Below are 19,093 nucleotides of genomic sequence, written 5' to 3'. Positions count from 1 at the left end.
CGAACCGTCCGGCCCCTCGAACATAGCGGGCCCCCGCGCGCCGGGCGGCCACTACGCCGCGACGGCGTCAACAACCCTTCGCAGCCAGGCGAGTTGGCGCCGCACATGGGAGGCTTCACCGCCCTCGTGGCCGTTGAACGGGTAGGCGTGGATCTCCCTGTCCGGGTCGTGGCCGGTCAGTTCGCCGTAACGGTGGTAGGCGGCGTAGGCGCCGCTGGGCGGGCAGACGGTGTCGCGCAGGCCGACGCCGAAGTGGGCGGGGCAGCGGGCGCGGCGGGCGAAGGAGATCCCCTCGACGTAGGAGAGCGTGCGCCGGGCGGCGGTCTCGGCGCCGCGGTGCACGGCGAGGTAGGCGGCGATCTCCCCGTACGGGCCCGCGTCGGTCAGGTCGAGGGCGCGCCGGATGCCGCACAGCAGCGGCGCGGTGACCAGCGTCGCCGCGAGGTCCGGCACGAGCCCGGCGACGGCGAGGGCCACTCCCCCGCCCTGGCTGTTGCCGACGGCGGCGACGCGGCGGGCGTCCACTGCGGGCAGCGCGCGCAGCGCGGCGACCGCCCGCACGGCGTCGGTGATCAGCCGCCGGTAGTGGTAGGTGTGCGGGTCGGGCAGGCCGCGTACGGCCGGGCCGGGGCCGCCGGGCGCGGCGGCGTGCGGATCGGGGGTGGCGCCGCCGTCGCCGTACTGGTCGCCCTGGCCGCGGTTGTCCATGAGCAGATGCGCGTACCCGGCGTTGGCCCAGGTCAGGCGGGAGTGCGGGAGGCCGCGGCCGCGGCCGTACCCGGCGAACTCCACGACGGCGGGAAGGGGCTCGTCGGTGTGGGCGGGCCGGGTGTACCAGGCCCTGACCGGGTCCTGGGCGAAGCCGCGGAAGGTGACGTCCCAGCTGTCGACCAGGCTGAGGCCGTTGTCCACGGGTCGGACGTCGAGCAGTGGTTCCGGGTGATCGGCGCCGGCGAGGGTGGCGCGCCAGAAGGTGTCGAAGTCGGCGGGTTCGTCGAGCGGCGGGCGGTGGCGTTCCAGCTGGTCGAGGGGCAGGTCGAAGGCGGGCACGGGCACCTCGTTCTCGTTCGGTGGCGTGGTGGTTGTGCGGCGGCAGGAGCAACTCCCCTCCGCACAAGACCCATTGACAGGCTTCGGGAGCGGCCTTAGGTTGCGGCGACGTTACCGGAAGACTTTCGAAAGTTCTCGGTGTCCGCCTTTCCCTGTCGCATTGAAGAAAGGCCCCGCATGAGATCCACCAAGGCGCCGTCCGGGCGCCGCACCTGGCGCCAGGCTTGGCGGCGCGACTGGCAGTTGTACTCCCTGGCCCTCCTGCCGCTGCTGTTCTTCCTGGTCTTCCGCTATCTGCCGATGCTGGGCAACGTGATCGCGTTCCGCCGCTTCGAGCCGGGCGGTTCGATCTTCGGCAGCGAGTGGGTCGGGTTGCGTTACGTGCGGATGTTCCTGACCGATCCGACGTTCTGGCAGGTCTTCCGGAACACGATGTGGCTCGGCGGGCTGACGCTCGTCTTCTCCTTCCCTGTCCCGATCGTCCTCGCCCTGCTGCTCAACGAGGTGCGCCGCCGCGCCCTCAAGCGATTCGTGCAGTCGGTCTCGTACCTCCCGCATTTCCTGTCGATCGTGATCGTCGCGGGTGTGACGATGCAGATGCTCGCCACGAACGGCCCCGTCAACCACCTGCTCGGATGGTTCGGGCACGCCCCGATCCGGTTCATCCAGGAGCCCGGCTGGTTCCGGGCGATCTACGTCGGGTCGGAGATCTGGCAGACGGCAGGCTGGGGCACGATCCTCTACCTGGCCGCGCTCACCACCATCGACGAGGACCTGTACGAGGCGGCCCGCATCGACGGCGCCGGCCGCTGGCGGCAGACCTGGCACGTGACGCTGCCCGGAATCCGCCCCACCATGGTCACGCTGCTGATTCTCAACGTGGGCACGTTCATGGCGGTGGGCTTCGAGAAGGTCCTGCTGCTGTACAACCCGCTGACGTATCCGACGGCCGACGTGATCTCCACGTACGTGTACCGCACGGGCGTCGAGTCCGGCAGCTTCAGTTACGCGGCCGCCATCGGCCTGTTCGAGGCGGTCATCGGCCTGGTGCTGATCACCTCCGCCAACCAGCTCTCACGTCGCACAGTGGGGACGAGCCTGTGGTGAGTGTGCACCGGCCCTCTCGGGGCTACCGCGTCTTCCAGGGGATCAACGGGGTGCTGCTCACCCTCGTCGTGGTCCTGACCCTCTATCCCTTCCTCAACATCGTCGCCCGCTCGTTCAGTGGCGAGCACCAGATCCGCGCCGGCCAGGTGACGTTGTGGCCCAAGGGATTCAACCTCACCACATACAAGGTCGTCTTCCACGACTCGATGTTCTGGCGGAACTACGGCAACACCGTCCTGTACACCGTGGTGTCGACCGTGATCGCCATGTTCCTCACCACCTGCTACGCCTACGTCCTGTCGAAGAAGCACCTCAGAGGCCGCACGGCCCTGGTCGGTGTCGCCGTGTTCACCATGTTCTTCACCGGCGGTCTGATCCCGAACTACGTCCTGGTCACACACCTCGGCCTGAAGAACAGTGTCTGGGCCATCGCGCTGCCCAACGCCATCAGCGTCTTCAACCTGCTGGTGATGAAGGCGTTCTTCGAGAGCCTGCCGACGGAGCTCGAGGAGGCGGCGCAGATCGACGGCCTGAGCACGTACGGCACGCTGCTGAAGGTGGTCCTGCCACTGTCGAAGGCGGTCGTGGCGACGATGGCGCTGTTCTACTCGGTGTCGTTCTGGAACTCCTGGTTCAGCGCCTTCCTCTACATGGACCGCGCGGAACTGATGCCGGTCACCGTCTATCTGCGCAACATCATCCTGGGCGCGACGGGCGGCTCCAACGCGGGTGCCGCACAGGCGCAGCTCACCCAGGTCGGGGCGAACATCCAGGCCGTGACGATCGTGCTCACCGCGCTGCCGATCCTGTGCGTGTACCCCTTCGTCCAGCGCTACTTCGTCTCCGGCGTCATGCTCGGCGCGGTCAAGGGCTGACCCGACGGCCCCAGCGGCCCGACCGGCCTGCCCGTCTCTCACGCGCACCCACACCCACCACACCCACAGGGGACCTCCATGAAGAACACGGGCGATCTGTCGCGGCGGCAGATCCTGGCCGCCGCCGGATTCGTCGGCCTCGCCACGCTCGCCGGTTGCGGCGGCTCGGGCGACGACGGCTCGGACGGCAAGGACCTGTCGAAGAAACGGACCGGCGCGATGAAGACGTTCGGGGCCGGTGAGCGGTTCACCGCGACCAGGCCCTTGTCCTTCTCGCTGCTCCACAACGACAACCCGGTCTACCCGATGAAGAAGAGCTGGCTGTTCTGGAAGGAGGTCACCAAGCGGACGCGCGTCACGCTCAAGCCCGTCGACGTGCCGCTCGCCGACTACGAGAAGAAGCGCAGCGTGCTCATCGGTTCGGGCGACGCGCCGCTGCTGATCCCCAAGACGTACCACCCGTCCGAGGTCGCGTTCGTGTCGTCGGGCGCGATCCTGCCGGTCAGCGAGTACGTGCACCTGATGCCCAACTACCGGGCGAAGGTGAAGAAGTGGCAACTGGAGCCCGAGCTCGACTCCATCCGCCAGGCCGACGGAAAGTACTACCTGCTGCCGGGTCTGCACGAGAAGGCCAAGTCCGGCTACTCGCTGTCCCTGCGCACCGACGTCCTCGACCGGCTCGGCCTGTCCCTGCCGACCACCTGGGACGAGGTGCACGACGTCCTCAAGGCGATCAAGGCCGAGTACCCGGACAAGTATCCGTGGACCGACCGCTGGAGCACCAACACACCGTTCCCGTGCGGCGCCCTGTTCGGCTACCTGGGCCAGGCGTACGGCGTGAAGGCCGGCTGGTCGTACGACAACATCAGCTTCGACACCAAGAGCGGGAAGTTCGTCTTCACGGCGACACAGGACGCCTACCGGGCGATGGTCGAGTTTCTGCGGCAGATCGTCGCCGAGAAGCTCCTCGATCCGGAGAGCTTCACGCAACAGGACGACCAGGCGGTGCAGAAGCTGCTCGCCGAGAAGTCGTACGCCATCAGCGCCAACCCGCAGGAGCTGGTGCAGAACTACCGCTACAACCTCAACAAGCAGGTCAAGGGCGCGCAGATCGAGATGATCCCGGTGCCGCTCGGCCCGGCGGGCCCGGTGGTGCTGGGCGGGGCCCGTCTGGAGAACGGCGTCATGATCTCCAGCAAGGCGCTCAGGACCGACTCGTTCGTCGCGCTGATGCAGTTCGTCGACTGGCTCTGGTATTCGGACGAGGGCCAGACACTCAGCAAGTGGGGCGTCGAAGGCGTCACGTACACGAAGTCCGGGAACCGGTTCGAGCTCAAGCCCGGCATCAGCCTGATGGGCTCCGACCCGAAGGCCCCCAAGGACCTCCAGAAGGACTACGGCTTCTCCGACGGCGTGTTCTCCTACGGCGGCAGCTGGGCGCTGGTCTCGTCGTCGTTCGGTCCTGACGAACGCAAGTTCCAGAACGCGATGGCACAGCGCAAGCAGCTGCCCATCGACCCCGCGCACCCCCTGCGCTCCGACGAGCAGGAGCGGGCCACGCTCTGGGACACGCCGCTCAAGGACCACGCCATCCAGAACACGCTCAAGTTCGTCCTGGGCAAGCGCCCGATGTCCCAGTGGGGGGATTACGTGTCCGAACTCAGGGCGAAGAACATGCAGCGCCTTGTGGACCTGCACAACGCGGCCTACGAGCGGTTCAAGAAGGAGCACGGATGACCGGCGCGAGCGCCGGAGCGACGGTCCGCGTGCCCCGGCAGGCGGTGGGCCGCCTCGGCGAGGCATGGCGGATGTGCGTGGGCACCGGCCGCTTCGACCTGGCGCTGCGCCGCGACTACCAGGACTCCCTCGCGCTGCTTCAGCGGGAGGTCGGCTTCCGGTACATCCGCGGGCACGGCCTGTTCGACGACCGGCTCGGCGTGTACCGGCCCTACGAGTGGCAGGGAGCGCGGCAGGTGCTGCACGCGTTCTCCTACGTCGACCAGGTGGTGGACGCGTATCTGGAGCACGGCGTTCGCCCGTTCCTCGAACTCGGCTTCATGCCACGCGAACTGGCCTCAGGCGATCAGACGGTGTTCTGGTGGGGCGGGAACGTCACCCCGCCCTCCTCGCACAAGGAGTGGGCGGAGCTGGTGCGGGCCACGCTCACGCACCTGGTGGACCGCTACGGTCTGGACGAGGTGCGTACCTGGCCGATCGAGGTGTGGAACGAGCCGAATCTGGCGGACTTCTGGGCGGGCGCCGACGAGGCGGCCTACCACCACCTCTACGAGGTGACCGCACACGCCGTGAAGGAGGTGGACGCCTCCCTCCAGGTGGGCGGGCCCGCGGTGTCGCCGGGGGCGGACGAATGGATCGGCCGGTTCGCGCAGTTCGTCGAGCGCGGCGGTGTGCCGGTCGACTTCGTGTCCCGGCACGCCTACACCTCGGGGCCCGCGCGGCACGTGCCCTTCGGGTCGCGTCAGACGCTGGCGCCGGCCGAGGGGCTGCTCGCGCAGTTCGCCCAGCCGCGGCAAGCCCTCGCGGGTACGGCGCTGGCCGATCTGCCGGTGCACATCACCGAGTTCAACTCCTCGTACTGCCCCGACAACCTGATCCACGACACGGCGTTCAACGCCGCCTATCTGGCGCCGGTGGTGGCCGGTGGCGGCGCGCACGCCGACTCCTTCTCGTACTGGACGTTCAGTGACGTCTTCGAGGAGGCGGGAGTGCCCACGGCTCTCTTCCACGGCGGATTCGGCCTTCTGACGCACCGCCAGGTCAAGAAGCCGACCTTTCACCTGTACGCGTTCATGGCGCGGATGGGCGACGCGGTGCTCGCGCGCGGCGACGACCACCTGGTCAGCCGGCACGCGGACGGGCGGGTGACCGTGCTGGCCTGGGCGCCCGTCGACGCGAGCGGGGCGACGGCCGGGCCCGAGCGGCACACGGTGCGCCTGTCCGTGCCGATGACCGGCCGCGCCGCCTTCGTCCACCGGTCGAGCGTCGACGAGGAGTACGGCAACGCGTACACGGCCTGGCGTCACATGGGCAGTCCGAGATCGCCCGGCACGCGGCAGCTGGAGGTGCTGCGCGAGGCGGCCGAGCCCGCTCGCCGCCAACTCCGTCTCCCCGTAGCGGAGTCCAGGGTCACGCTGGAACTGCATCTGTCCCGCAATGAAGTGACGTTGGCGGAGATCAGCCCGGTGACGGACGAGGCGCCGTCCTGGTGGGACGGGGCGGAGCTGCTCAGGGACGAAGAAGGCGGCGGCGCATCGGGCGATGAACGATGAGCGCGCCCGCCGCCGAGTTCGGCCAGGGCCCGCTGTCCCGTGCCGCCGCCTTGATCCACACGCTGCTCACCGTGGAGGCGATGCTGCTCGCGACGCTCGGGCCGGGGCTCGTGGGCCTGCTGTTCCTGGGCGCCGACCCGGCCAACCTGCCGCTGGCCGCGGTGTGCCTGGTGCCGGTCGGCCCGGCGCTGTCGGCGGCCGTGTACGCGCTGCACCACCGGGGGCGCGAGCTGTCGGGGCTGCGTCCGGCACGCGCGTACGTGCACGGTTTGCGTCTCAACCACCGTGCGGCTCTCCGGTTCTGGCTTCCGCTGCTTGCCTGGCTGACGGTGATCGCTTTCAGTCTCACGCACTTCGCGGCGACCGGGCTGCCCGGCTGGTGGGCGGCGCTGCTGGCGCTCGTCGGGTTCGGCGCGCTGCTGTGGGGCGCGCACGCGCTGGTTTTGACCAGCCTGTTCGCGTTCCGCGCAGTCGACACGGCCCGCCTGGCCGGCTACTTCCTGCTGCGGTCCGGCCGGGCGACGCTCGGGGCGGCTGCCGTGCTCGTGGTGGTGGGGGCCGCGACGTTGTGGGGTACCGAGGCCCTGACCGCGCTCCTCACACCACCGCTCCTGCTGTCGCTGCTGCACACCGCGCGTCCGCTGATCGCCGAGACAGAGGAGGAGTTCACCGTATGACCGGCGCACCGAGGACGGACCGGATTCCGTACGGCGGCGGCCACCATCCGGAGCAGTGGCCACAGGAGGTGGGGGACGAGGTCCACCGGCTGTTCGCGAAGGCCGGGATCGACACGCTCACGGTCGGCGTGTTCGCGTGGTCGGTGCTCCGACCCAGCCCGAGCCGCGATGACTTCACGGTGCTCGACCGCGTCCTGGACCGTGCCGCCGCCGAGGGCCGACGAGTCGTCCTCGCCACCGCCGCCGCGGCCCTTCCGCCCCGGCCGGCGCGCGCACCCCGAGGCCCACCGCCCGGACTTCGAGGGCCGCCGCCACGGGTACGGTCAGCGGCACAACTTGTGCCCCGGCTCGCCGGTGTACCGGAGCCGTTCCACTGCGCTCGCCGGGCGCATCGCCGAGCGGTACGAGAACCACCCCGCCCTGCCGGCGTGGCACGTCAACAACTCGTAGAAGGGCGACCCGCTGGTGCTCGATCCGCTGGGGGGGTAGCCGTACTGCAGGTGCGCTGAGCACGGCTCGGGTTCAGTGGATGCGTCGCCCGTGCCGATCCGGGACTCCGGACTTGCGCAGGAAGTAGCTGTTGACCTGGTCGCGCCACTCGCGGGCGCAGCGCACCTGCTCCTCGTAGCGCTCCGTCACCCGTGCGTGCCGCGCGGGTGACACCAGGTCCTTGAGCGACGCCCACAGCGCACGCGCCGCTTCGGCCTCCGTGACACCCTCGAAGTGGGTGTCGTAGATGTGCTGGATCACGGTCTTCCCGCTGCGCAGGACATGACCGTAGGGCACGTGGTGGAAGAAGAGCAGCAGCTCGTCAGGGCAGGTGTCGGGTGTCTCGTACGTGTCCGACCAGGGCTTGCCGTACTGGGCGGCGTAGCCAGTGCCGGTGGCCCGGCTGCGGTCGACGCCGACGCCGTCGCGGTCGGCGAAGTGGTAGGTGCCCCAGGGGCTGTACTCGTAGCCGTCGACGCTCGGCCCGTAGTGGTGACCGGGCTGCACCATGAACCCGACGCCGAGCGGCGCGGTGTACTTCTCGTACGTCTCCCAGGACCCGCCGACGACGTGCCGCAGGCCCGCCCTGAGCCGGTCGGGGTCGGCGGTGCGGTTCGGGGTGAAGGTCAGCTCGATCCACTCGTCCAGCAGGGACGCCGGGTCCGCGTCGGGCTGCCAGGCCAGGCGGCCGAAGGCGTACAGGTTGAACTGGGCGAGCGGGTGCCCGGTCCAGAACGGGTCGGCTCCGGCGTTGGACACGGCTACCAGACCACCGCCGCCTCCGCGGCCGCCACCGTCACCCGCCGCCACGCCCGCGACGCCGGGCCCGTCCTCGCCGTGCGGCCGGAACCGGAGCACCTGGGACCACATCGGGGCGAGCGCGCAGACGTGCCACTGCTGGCCGGTGTACTCCTGGGTGGCCTGGAGTTCGACCGCGATCCTGGTGCGGGGCATGGCCCCGATGACCGGTGAGACGGGTTCGCGTGTCTGGAAGTCGATGGGGCCGTGCTTGACCTGGAGGATCGCGTTCGGCCTGAACTCCCCGTCGAGCGGGGCGAAGTGGTCGTGGGCGGCGCGCGCCCGGTCCGTGGTGCGGTCCCGCCAGTCCTGCCGGTGGTCGTAGACGAAGGCACGCCAGTGGACGATGCCGCCGTGCGGGGCGAGGGCGTCGGCGAGCAGGTTCGCGCCGTCGGCGTGGCTGCGGCCGTAGGCGAACGGGCCCGGCTGCCCCTCGGAGTCGGCCTTGACGACGAACCCGCCGAAATCGGGGATGCGCGCGTACACGCGGTCGGCAGTCTCCCGCCACCAGGCGCGCACGTGCGGGTCGAGCGGGTCGGCGGTGGCCTGCCCGCCGAGGAGGACCGGCGCGGCGCAGCTCACGGAGAGGTGGGTGCGGATGCCGTACGGGCGCAGTAGGTCGGCGATGGCGGCGACGTCGTCGAGCCGGTCGGTGAGCAGCCGGGCCTCGGTGGCGTGGACGTTGACGTTGTTCACGGCGAGAGCGTCGATGCCGCAGGAGGCGAGCAGCCGGGCGTAGGCGCGGATGCGGTGGGGTTCGTCGCGGGGGCGTCCGTCGCGCCAGAACAGGGAACCGCCCGCGTAGCCCCGCTCGACCTGGCCCATCACCGGGTGTACGTCGACGTTGTCCCAGTGGTCGAGCATGCGCGGGGTCAGGGCGGGGCGGTGGGTGGCGGCGGGTGCCGGGGTGAAGGCGGCCTCGCCCAGACGGACGACGTGGAAGTAGCCGTGCAGGAGGCCCGCCGGGGCGGCGGCGGAGGCGGTGACCGTGGTGCGGTCGAGGGTCCGGTGGAGGGTGAAGCCCTCGGGGTGCCGAGGGCAGTCCTCGCCGTTCCCGCCGCTCCCGCCGCCTTCGCCGCCTTCGCCGCCTTCGCCGCCCAGGCTGTCGTCGGCCAGACGCAGCAGCAGGTCCGGCCTGTCGCCTGGCCCGACGATCCGGCCGCCGAACCGTTCGCACGCGTAGGCCGCCTCGGCCCTGACCGTGTCGGCGAGCGGCCCCTCGCCGTCGACGCGGACCCGGCGGGAGCCGACCGCGCGCAGCGCCTCGTCGGGCAGCCATGCGGGGTCGATGTCGGGGGCGAGGCCGGGGTCGGCGGGTGTGACGGACATGGTGGTCCCTTCAGCTGGCCGGAGACCTGGCGATTGTCCCGGGCTCGACCCCCTATTCGTCAAGGCTCTTACCAAATTCCGGGCGCGACTCCGCGTGGCGGGACTCCACGGGGTCCGTGAACGCGGTCATGACGCGGCAGTTGCGCCACACCACGAAGAGGACGGAGCCGGGCAGCACCGCGAGACCGAGCAGCGGCGCCTGGTTGACCAGGAGCAGGCCCGCCACCAGCAGGAGGAGGTTGAACAGGGCCGGCAGCCCGTGCCGGACCACGGCGTAGGGCGCGATGAGGAAGATCCGCGCCCCCGCCGGCCCGCTGCGCGCCTCATGCGCGAGGGCGGTCACCCAGGCCAGGGAGGCGACCAGCGCGACGACCCCCGCCATCGGCACAAGGGCCGCACCGGCCGGTGAGTCGTGCAGCGCCACCACGTCCCCGACGGCGGCGATCGCCACCAGCAGGAACGGCGCCGAGACCACCACCGCCCGCCGGAACTGCCGCCGGTAGGCGCGTACGAACACCCCTGCCGGAGCCTGGCCCTCCGGCCCCGCCGCGCCCAGGTAGCCGAACGCGGCGGCGAGGGCCGGTCCGGGCAGCAGCAGGAGCAGCGGGCCGAAGAGCAGTGGCCGGCGCCAGGGTTCGTGGAACCGCAGCAGGGCGGCGAGGAGCGGGAGGTCGGCCACCGCGACGCCCAGGTTCACCACCAGGACGCGGTGGACGTGAGACCAGATCAGTTCCCATGACCCGTACGACACATTGACACTCGCGCGCACGTTCCCCGCCGCACGCCTCGTCGCATGCCCCATCCCAAGCCCTCCCTCAACCCTTGACGCCCGTGGTGGCGATGCCCCGGACGAAATAGCGCTGGCCCAGCAGGAACACCACGAGGACCGGCACGACCGAAAGCACCGAACCGGTCATGATCATCGCGGACTCGGCGTCGTACTCGCCGATGAAGGACCGCAGCCCCAGCTGCACGGTCCACAGGCGGTTGTCCGTCAGGTAGATGAACGGGCCCATGTAGTCGTTCCAGGTGTTCACGAACGTCAGCAGCGCGAGGCTGGCGAGGGCCGGTTTGGACAGCGGCAGGATGATCCGCGCCCAGATGCCGTACTCGGACAGTCCGTCGAGCCGGGCCGCCTCGCTGATCTCGTCCGGGATGGTCAGGTAGAACTGGCGCATCAGGAAGACGCCGAACGCGCCGAACGCCTGCAACAGGATCAGCGAGGCGTACGAGTTCACCAGGCCGAGCTTCTGCATGATGATGTACTGCGGCACCATGTACGCCTGCCAGGGCACCGCGATCGTCGCGATGTACGCGGCGAACAGCAGGTCCCGGCCCCGGAAGCGGACCTTGGCGAAGCCGTACGCGGCGAAGCTGCCGGTGAGCACCTGCAGGAAGGTGATGACGACGCTGAGGAAGAACGAGTTGCCCAGGTAGGCGGCGAACGGGATGCGGGTCCAGATGGTGGTGAAGTTCGACCAGTGGAACGAGCGCGGAATCCACTGGATCGGCACTGTGAAGACTTCCCGGTCGGCCTTCACCGACGAGACCGTCATCCAGATGAACGGAAGCAGCACCGCGAGCGCCACCACGATCAGCAGCGCGTAGAGGGCGACCTGCCCGCCGACCGCCGCCGCGGCCCGGCGTGGCCCGCCTCGGCCGCCCCGCCGTGACGGGCCTGGCGCGGCGGTCGGCGCGGCCGCCTCCCGTGTGCCGTCCTCGGGCAGCACGGTGGTGTTCATCGCTCGCTCCTTCGCTGCGTCCGGAACTGGACCATGGTGATCACCAGGCAGACGGCGAACAGCGCGAGGGACACGGCCGACGAGTAGCCGAAACGTCCCTGGGTGATGCCCTGCCTGAAGATCAACTGGGAGAGGACGAGGGTGGCGCGCCCGGGCCCGCCCTCCGTCATCACCTGCACGAGGTCGAAGACCTTGAAGCTGGCTACGGTGAGCATGACGGTGACGAAGAACATCGTCGGCCTCAGACCCGGCAGAGTGACGTGCCAGAACCGCTGCCAGGGTCCGGCGCCGTCGACGCGCGCGGCCTCGTACAGCTCGGCGGGGATCGTCTGCAGTCCGGCCAGGAACAGCACCATGTAGTAGCCCATGTCCCGCCACACGCTCGCGATGATCAGGCCGGGCATGGCCCAGTTCTGGGAGCTGGTCCAGCCCGGCGGGTGGGCGATGCCGAGGAAGTGCAGGAACTGGTTGACGGGCCCGGCCTCGGGGCTCAGCAGCATGTTCCACACGACGGCCACGGCGACCAGCGAGGTGATGTACGGGAAGAAGAACGCGGTGCGCAGCAGGCGCACGCCGCGCAGCTTCTGGTTGAGCAGGACGGCAAGGCCCAGGGAGACCGCCAGGGTCAGCGGGATGTGTCCGGCCGAGTAGTAGAAGGTGTTCTTCAGGGCGGCCCAGAAGTTGGCGTCGTTCCACAGGCGGCGGAAGTTGTCCAGGCCCGCCCACCGGGGGCTGCTGTAGGAGTCCCAGTGGGCGAAGGAGAGGACGAACACCCCGAACACCGGTATCAGGGTCAGGGCGGCGAATCCCAGGAAGTTGGGCAGGATGAACGACCAGCCGACCAGGTTGGCCCGGCGCCGCCGGCGCTTCGCGGCGGCGCGGTGGGCCGCCGATGCGTCCGGCGGTGCGGAGTCCGGCGGTGCGGAGTCCGGTGACGCGGAGGAAGAGGAGAAGACGCTCACCGGGCTCACTGGACCTCGGTCTTCACGCGGTGGTCCATCTCCTTGATGCCCGCGTCCACGGACTTCTCGCCGCTCATGATGAGCTCGTGCTCCTCCTTGAGGATCTGGTCGATGTCCGACGACTTGTCACTGACCGGCATCTCCAGTTGCACCTTGGACGGCTGCATGGCCTCGCGGGAGAGCTTGTCCTGCGGCATGCCGGGGACCGAGAAGAAGCTGTCCATGACCTTGCCGTCGGTGTAGGCGGGCGTGATGCCGATCTTCGCCACGGTGGCGGCGCCCTCGGGGCCCGAGGCCCAGGTCACGAACTTCTCGGCGGCGTCGGCGTGGCGGGCCTTCTTGTTGACGGCGAAGGCGGTCGGCGAGCCGAAGGTGACCGTCTTGCCGTTCTTGGTGAGCTGCGGGATCGGCGCCATGCCCCACTTGACGTCGTTCGTGCCCTGCTTCTTCTCCGCGAGCAGCGCCGCCGCCCACCAGGTGCCCATGGGGACCATGGCGGCCTTTCCGGTGGTCAACTGCGAGTCGTAGGTGATGTTCTGACTCTTGGCGGTGGAGAAGGGCAGGGTCGCCTTGGCCTTCTGCAGGCCGAGGGCGATCTCGTACTGGTTCTTCATGAACGCGTAGTCGCCGCCGAGCAGGTTCCCGCCGGTCTGCGCGGAGGCGATCGCCTGGACCACCGAGCGCCATGTGTGCAGGTAGGTTCCGTAGACCTTGTCGCTGCCGGATCCCTTGGTGAGTCTCTTGGCGAGCGAGGCGTACTCGGACCAGGTCAGGTGCGACAGGTCCGCGTTGCCGACCAGGTCCTTGTTGTAGAAGAGCACCCAGAAGTCGGAACGGTAGGGCAGCGCGTAGTACTTGCCCTTCAGGTCGAAGTCCTCTAGTCCCGAGTACGACGCCTTGTCGAGCTTGTCGGCCTGCGCGGTCAGCGGCATCAGCTGCCCGCGGGTCGCGTAGCGCGCGTAGTCGGTGACGTTCTTCATGGTGAGCACGTCGGTGGTGTCACCGCCGGCCAGCATCGTGGTCAGCTTCTGCTCGTAGTTGTCGGCGAGGATGTCGACCGGCTGAATCCTGATCTTGGGGTATTCGGCCTCGAAACCGTCGATCAGCGCCTTGAACTCGGGCGTCGTCTTGTAGTTCCACAGCGCGATCCTCACGACCGTCCTGCCGTCGGATCCGCTGGAGCCGCTCGTGCCGCCGGCGTCGCAGCCGGTGGCGGCGACCAGGCTCGCGGCGACGAGCAACGGGGTGAGGGCGGCGAGATTCTTCTTCACCTTCATGGGAGCGGCTCTCCTTCGGGCTACGGAACTGGTGGACGGGAGGTGGAGGACGGGAGTCGGTGGACGAGTTTTCGTGCGAGCGGGTTTTCGTGCGAGGACCGGTTTCGTACGAGGGTGGGGCCGGGGGGGCGCGGACTCCGGTTCAGGCGCTCAGGCCGAGGGCCCAGCTCTCCTCGGTGATCTCGGCCTTGAGGGGGCGGCGGTCGACCCAGCGGGTCAGTTCGTCGAGGATGTGGTCGGTCAGGCGGCCGATCTCGGAGCCGAGCGACCCGGCGATGTGCGGGGTGACCATGACGCGCGCCAGGCGGCGCAACGGTGAGTCAGCGGGCAGCGGTTCGGGGTCGGTGACGTCCAGGATCGCGAAGAGTCGCCCGGCCCGGCACTCGGCGGCCAGCGCGTCGGAGTCGACGAGGGAGCCGCGGGCCGTGTTGATGACGGTGGCGAAGTCCGGCAGGGTGCGCAGCTGTTCGGCGCCGATGAGATGGTGGGTCTCGGCGAGCTCCGGGGCGTGCACGGACAGGACGTCCACGCGAGGCAGCATCTCGCCGAGCTCCACGAGTTCGGCTCCGGCCTCGGCCACCTCGTCCGGGTCCGCGTACGGGTCGGCGACCAGGCACGTCGTGCCGCGCAGCACGCGCAGCATACGGACCACCTGGCGGCCGATGCGGGAGAACCCGACGATCCCGACGGTCCGTTCGACGTTCGACAGGTCCCCGTAGCCGGTGACCGACCCCCAGCCGCCGTACGCGCGTTGCTCGTCGGCGGCGAGGAACGGCGCCTTCTTCCCGGCGAAGATGATCGCCGCGAGGGTGTACTCGGCGACCGGAACGGCGTTGGCGTCCGCGGCGCTCGTCACCGTGATGCCGCGCCGCCACACCTCCCGCCCCACCAGGCCGCGCACGCTGCCCGCGCAGTGCAGCACCGCCTTGAGCCGGGGCGCGGCGGCCAGCCGGTGCGGGGTGAGCCGGGGCGCGCCCCACGAGGTGATCAGCACCTCGGCCTCGCGCAGGCGGCCGCGGGTTCCGGCGCTGTCGAGCTCGTCGGTCCAGCAGGGGTCGTCGAGGGTCACCAGGTCGGCGAGGCGGGCGAGGCGGACACTGTCGAAGTGGGCCTCGAAGCTCGACCTGTTCATCACGACCAGAGCACGGGCCTTGGTCTGCATGGGGTTCTGGTTCCTCTTCCTCGGGGCACGGGCCCCGGAGGGCATGTGCCGTTCGTGTCTCCGGCGAGTTCCAGCCAGGGAACGCTGAGTCAGAGATAGTGGTCCAGCACACAGAATCACCAGGTCTCGAACAGATACGAATCGAAACGATCGCATTCGAACATCCAGCTGGTACGGGTTTCGCCGGGAGGGGTCCGCCATGGCGTCGGAGTCGGCACGGTCATCGGGAAACGACCGGCTGTTCGCGCTGCAACGCCGCGAACGGCTGATGGAACGGCTCCGCACGCGGGGCTCGGTGCGGGTGCGCGAGCTGGCCGGGGAGCTGGCCGTGAGCGAGCTGACCGTACGGCGCGACATCGCCGCCCTGGCCGCGAAGGGCCTGCTCACCCGGGTGCACGGCGGGGCCACCCTGCCGTCGCCGCTCGACCGGGCCCCGGACCGCAGACGGCGTCCCGCCGCCCCGTCCTTCACGATCGGCATGGTCGTCCCCTCCCTCGACTTCTACTGGCCGCAGATCGTCAGCGGCGTACGCAACGCCGCGGCCGCGCACGGCGTCCACGTACAGCTGCGCGGTTCGAGCTACGACCAGGCGGAGGACCGGCGGCAGATCGTCCGGCTCACCGAGTCCGGGCAGGTGCAGGGGCTCCTGCTCGCGCCGAACCTGGAGGGGCCCGGCATGGACGAGATGATCGACTGGATCGGGCGACTGCCGGTCCCGGTCGTCCTCGTGGAGCGGCAGCCTCCGCACTGGACACCCACCCCGCAGCAGCTCGAATGGGTCCGCAGCGACCACGCTCTGGGGGTGGAGACGGCCGTGCGACACCTTCACGCGCAGGGCCACAGCCGCGTCGGGCTCGTCCTGTCGAAGGGCAGCCCCACCTCGGCGCATCTCGCCACGGGCTGGCGCCGGGCGTGTGCCGCGCTCGGACTGCCGGACGGATTCGTGGTCCGCGAGAGCGTCGCCCTGGAGGTGCCGGGGCACCGGCGGATCATCGCGGGGATCCTGGACAGCTGCCGCAGTTCGCGGATCACCGCGCTGATCGTGCACAGCGACCCCGACGCCCTCTCCGTGGTCCAGTACCTCACCGAACAGGGCGTACGCATACCCGACGACATGGCGCTCGTCAGCTACGACGACGAGGTGGCCCACCTCGCCGACCCCGCGATCACCGCCGTCCGCCCGCCCAAGAGCCTGGTGGGCCGGACCGCCGTGGAGATGATGGTGGCGCGGCTCGTCGAGGGCCCCCGCCGCCCCGTGCAGCGGTCCCTGCTCCTGCCCGAACTGAGGATCCGCTCCTCCTCGCTCGCCCCGGGCCGTCACGGTACGTGTGGCATCGAGTACCGTCCTCCCGGCGGCCCGGCAAGCCGCTGAGCAGCACGGAAGCATGCGCGGCGGCACGGGCGCGCACGGAGAGCAGGGGGGACACACCGCCATGTCGTCGACGACGCAGCACCTGGAGGGCCAGCCGGACTGCTGGACCCGCGCCGCCGAACTCGCCGCACAGCACCGGGCGTTGCTGCCGCAGCGCGGCGAGCGGGTGGCCGTCGTCGGGTCGGGCGCCTCGTACGCCATGGCGCAGGCCTACGCGGCGCTGCGCGAGGAACGCGGGCACGGGGAGACCGACGCGTTCTCCGCCTCGGCGTATCTGTACGGGCGCGAGTACGACCGGATCGTGGCGCTCACCCGGACGGGCACCGCCCCGGTGATGCTGCGGCTGCTCGGCAAGGTGCACGGCAGCGTGCCCAGCACGGTGATCACGGCGGCGGCCGACGCCCCGGACATCGCCGACCACACGCTGCGCCTCGACTTCACGGCCGAGCCGCGCGAGACGATCGCCACGCGCTTTCCCACGACCGTGCTCGCGTTGCTGCGCGCCCACCTGGGCGAGCGGCTCGACGACGCCACCGACGACGCGCAGGAGGCGATCGACGAGGCGCTGGAACCGGCGCTGCTCGGTGCGCGCCGCTTCACGTTCCTCGGCTCCGGGTGGACGTACGGCATAGCCGAGGCCGCGGCGCAGCTGATGCGCGACAACGCCGACCTGTGGGCGCAGGCATACCAGGGCCCCGAGTACCGGCCCGGCCGCGACCGGGCGCCGGGGCCCCAGGCACCGGACGAGCAGGTCACGTGGGTCTTCGGCGAGGTTCCCGCGCGGCTCGCGGAGGCGGTGCGGGAGGGCGGCGGCACGCTCGTCGCCTCGGCGCGCGACCCGCTCGCCGACCTCGTCCGGGTCCAGCGCCTGGCCCTGGCGGCGGCCCGCCGGGAACTGGCGCTCTGACCCGGGCCCGGCGCGGCCGCGGGTGTGGGCTCGCACGAAATCCGTGGCCGGATTGTCGTGGGCGGCCACAATTCGCGGCGCACGGTCGGGTGTCTAGGGTCCCCGCACTGCCAACCAGACGCCGTACCGCCGTACGCCTGCCACCGGGAGTTCACATGGCCGCACCGACCGAGCCCACCACCGCGCCACCACCGTCCCCCGGCTCCGGACTGCGTGCCGGGTTGCGCAACCGGCACATGACCATGATCTCGATCGGCGGTGTCATCGGCGCGGGTCTGTTCGTCGGCTCCGGCGCCGCGATCCACAGCACGGGACCCGCGATCCTCCTGTCGTACGTGCTGATCAGCGTGCTCGTCGTCCTCGTCATGCGGATGCTGGGCGAGATGGCCGTCGCACATCCGGCGAGCGGTTCGTTCTCCGAGTACGCCGACCGTGCGCTCGGCCGCTGGGCCGGGTTCACCATCGGCTGGCTGTACTGGTTCTTCTGGGTCGTCGTGCTCGCCATCGAGTCGACGGCGGGCGGCACCATCCTCAACGGCTGGGTGCCCGCCGTACCGCAGTGGGGCTGGACGCTCCTGGTGATGGTGCTGCTGACCGCCACGAACCTGATATCCGTGGGCAGTTACGGCGAGTTCGAGTTCTGGTTCGCCGGGATCAAGGTGGCGGCGATCGGCGCGTTCCTCGTCATCGGCGTGCTCGCGGTGCTCGGTGTGATCGGCGGCGACCACGCCACCGGGTTCAGCAACCTCACCTCGCACGGCGGCTTCCTGCCCAACGGCGTCGGCGCGCTGCTCGCCGGTGTCGTCACCGTCGCGTTCTCCTTCCCCGGCAGCGAGATCGCCACGCTGGCCGCCGCCGAGTCGGACGAGCCGGCCCGCGCCATCACCAAGGCCGTCAACAGCGTCGTGTGGCGCGTCACGCTCTTCTACATCGGCTCCGTGTTCCTGGTGCTGTGCCTGCTGCCGTGGAACGACAAGGACGTCGCCAAGAGCCCGTACGTCGCCGTGCTCGACCACATCGGCATCCCCGGCGCCGGGCAGATCATGAACGTGATCGTGCTGACGGCGGTCCTGTCCTGCTTCAACTCCGGCCTGTACTCGGCCTCCCGCATGGTGTTCTCGCTGGCGCGGCGCGGCGACGCGCCGAAGGCGCTGGGGCGCACCAGCGGGGCGGGCGTGCCGCGGTCGGCGGTACTCGTGTCGGTGATCGTCGGGTTCATCGGCGTCTTCTTCAACTACACCTCGCCCGACACGGTCTTCCAGTTCCTGCTCAACTCCACCGGCGCCATCGCCCTGTTCATGTGGCTGGTCATCTGTGTCACGCAGCTGCGCATGCGCCGCATCCTCGAGCGGGAGGCGCCCGAGCGGCTCATCGTGAAGATGTGGGCCTTCCCGTACCTGAACTGGGTGGCCATCGCGTTCATCGCGTTCATCGTGGTCTACATGCTGGTCACCGATTCGACGCGGTCGCAGATGGTGCTCTCGCTCGGCGCCGCCGCGGTGATCCTGGTCGCGTCGTTCATCGTGCAGGCCCGCCGCCGCGAGGGAGCGGAGCTCTCGGCCTGACGGCCGCGCGCACGCGGAGACAACGGGGCGGTGTCCACCATCCGGACACCGTCCCGTTTCCGCACGGCACGATCGTGCACAATGACGAACCCTCGGGCTTCCCGCCCGCCTCGGTCCCCACTGTCTCTGCTTCTCCGCTGTCTCTGCTCCCCCTTCTTCGACCGTTCGGCGCCATGACGACCCAACCGGCCCCCGGCCCCACCGCAGACTTCCACCACTCGGGCTCCGTGCTCGCCCGCATCACGCAGGCCGCGGCGCTCGGCCGCATCGCGGTCGAGCTCGTCGTCGGCCCGCTCGACGCGGCCACGCCGCTGACCCGCGTGTCGATCGTCGAGCCGGGGCGCGCACCCGGACGGCTCGACGCGACGCTCGCCCTGATCATCGGGGCGAGCGGAGCCGCCGCCTGCGAGACCGTGACCGCCTCGGCGCGGGCCGGCGCGGTGGCCGTCGCGGTGCGCTGCGGGGAGCGCGGCGCGGGGCGCACGGCGCTG

Annotated in this window: 17 protein-coding genes and 1 pseudogene; 11 read left to right on the top strand and 7 right to left on the bottom strand. The window is 70.3% G+C overall.

The genetic code is table 11. From position 1 onward, the window contains the following. Positions 1–51: 51 nt before the first annotated feature. Positions 52–1,050: an acetylxylan esterase gene (locus OFY01_RS24925; protein ID WP_266603476.1), complete on the bottom strand. Its 999-nt coding sequence runs from the start codon at positions 1,048–1,050 to the stop codon at positions 52–54. 177 nt (positions 1,051–1,227) lie between these two features. Here OFY01_RS24925 and OFY01_RS24920 point away from each other — a divergent pair, with 177 nt between their 5' ends. The 7 genes and pseudogenes from OFY01_RS24920 (at position 1,228) to OFY01_RS32445 (ending at position 7,449) form a co-directional block, all read left to right on the top strand. After that, positions 1,228–2,157: an ABC transporter permease gene (locus OFY01_RS24920; protein WP_266603475.1), complete on the top strand. Its 930-nt coding sequence runs from the start codon at positions 1,228–1,230 to the stop codon at positions 2,155–2,157. Between the two features lie 2 nt (positions 2,158–2,159). After that, complete coding sequence (locus OFY01_RS24915; protein WP_266603494.1) at positions 2,160–3,032, top strand: carbohydrate ABC transporter permease; 873 nt, start codon at positions 2,160–2,162, stop codon at positions 3,030–3,032. Positions 3,033–3,110: 78 nt separating this feature from the next. Further along, positions 3,111–4,769: an ABC transporter substrate-binding protein gene (locus tag OFY01_RS24910; protein WP_266603474.1), complete on the top strand. Its 1,659-nt coding sequence runs from the start codon at positions 3,111–3,113 to the stop codon at positions 4,767–4,769. Beyond that, positions 4,766–6,322, top strand: a complete 1,557-nt coding sequence (locus tag OFY01_RS24905; RefSeq protein WP_266603473.1) for a GH39 family glycosyl hydrolase — start codon at positions 4,766–4,768, stop codon at positions 6,320–6,322. The genes OFY01_RS24910 and OFY01_RS24905 overlap by 4 nt, the downstream gene beginning before the upstream one ends. After that, positions 6,319–6,999: a hypothetical protein gene (locus tag OFY01_RS24900; RefSeq protein ID WP_266603472.1), complete on the top strand. Its 681-nt coding sequence runs from the start codon at positions 6,319–6,321 to the stop codon at positions 6,997–6,999. Before OFY01_RS24905 ends, OFY01_RS24900 begins: the two co-directional genes overlap by 4 nt. After that, positions 6,996–7,199: pseudogene (locus OFY01_RS32450) on the top strand (beta-galactosidase); the annotation flags it as partial. The gene OFY01_RS24900 and the pseudogene OFY01_RS32450, both read left to right, overlap by 4 nt. Next, positions 7,168–7,449: a beta-galactosidase gene (locus OFY01_RS32445; protein WP_323135555.1), complete on the top strand. Its 282-nt coding sequence runs from the start codon at positions 7,168–7,170 to the stop codon at positions 7,447–7,449. The pseudogene OFY01_RS32450 and the gene OFY01_RS32445, both read left to right, overlap by 32 nt. Positions 7,450–7,521: 72 nt before the next feature. Here the strand turns inward: OFY01_RS32445 and OFY01_RS24890 are convergent, their stop codons facing one another. From OFY01_RS24890 to OFY01_RS24865, 6 genes are all read right to left on the bottom strand, one after another. Then, entirely contained in the window at positions 7,522–9,615 is a 2,094-nt protein-coding gene (locus OFY01_RS24890; protein WP_266603471.1) for an alpha-glucuronidase, read from the bottom strand. A 52-nt stretch (positions 9,616–9,667) separates the two neighbouring features. Then, entirely contained in the window at positions 9,668–10,417 is a 750-nt protein-coding gene (locus OFY01_RS24885) for a hypothetical protein (protein ID WP_266603470.1), read from the bottom strand. Between the two features lie 13 nt (positions 10,418–10,430). Continuing rightward, positions 10,431–11,357 (bottom strand): carbohydrate ABC transporter permease, encoded by a 927-nt coding sequence (locus OFY01_RS24880; protein WP_266603468.1) that lies wholly within the window; start codon positions 11,355–11,357, stop codon positions 10,431–10,433. Further along, a complete protein-coding gene (locus OFY01_RS24875) occupies positions 11,354–12,319 on the bottom strand; it encodes a carbohydrate ABC transporter permease (protein WP_266603466.1) in 966 nt (321 codons plus the stop codon). The genes OFY01_RS24880 and OFY01_RS24875 overlap by 4 nt, the downstream gene beginning before the upstream one ends. Positions 12,320–12,324: 5 nt before the next feature. Continuing rightward, on the bottom strand, positions 12,325–13,596 hold the full coding sequence (locus OFY01_RS24870; RefSeq protein ID WP_266603464.1) for an ABC transporter substrate-binding protein: 1,272 nt from the start codon (positions 13,594–13,596) through the stop codon (positions 12,325–12,327). 142 nt (positions 13,597–13,738) lie between these two features. Next, on the bottom strand, positions 13,739–14,758 hold the full coding sequence (locus OFY01_RS24865; protein ID WP_266603463.1) for a hydroxyacid dehydrogenase: 1,020 nt from the start codon (positions 14,756–14,758) through the stop codon (positions 13,739–13,741). A gap of 199 nt (positions 14,759–14,957) precedes the next feature. Here OFY01_RS24865 and OFY01_RS24860 point away from each other — a divergent pair, with 199 nt between their 5' ends. From OFY01_RS24860 to OFY01_RS24845, 4 genes are all read left to right on the top strand, one after another. Further along, on the top strand, positions 14,958–16,130 hold the full coding sequence (locus OFY01_RS24860; RefSeq protein WP_266603461.1) for a LacI family DNA-binding transcriptional regulator: 1,173 nt from the start codon (positions 14,958–14,960) through the stop codon (positions 16,128–16,130). A gap of 61 nt (positions 16,131–16,191) precedes the next feature. Further along, positions 16,192–17,037, top strand: coding sequence for an SIS domain-containing protein (locus tag OFY01_RS24855; RefSeq protein WP_266603459.1), 846 nt, complete (start codon positions 16,192–16,194; stop codon positions 17,035–17,037). A 155-nt stretch (positions 17,038–17,192) separates the two neighbouring features. Then, a complete protein-coding gene (locus OFY01_RS24850; RefSeq protein ID WP_266603457.1) occupies positions 17,193–18,602 on the top strand; it encodes an amino acid permease in 1,410 nt (469 codons plus the stop codon). A 173-nt stretch (positions 18,603–18,775) separates the two neighbouring features. Then, on the top strand, positions 18,776–19,093 hold a 318-nt coding region (locus OFY01_RS24845; protein ID WP_266603455.1), incomplete at its 3' end, for a hypothetical protein.

Origin of the sequence: Streptomyces beihaiensis (assembly GCF_026274175.1) — a bacterium.
In the GTDB taxonomy this organism is placed as follows: Bacteria; Actinomycetota; Actinomycetes; order Streptomycetales; family Streptomycetaceae; genus Streptomyces; species Streptomyces beihaiensis.
This window is presented reverse-complemented; position numbering and strand designations above follow the sequence as displayed.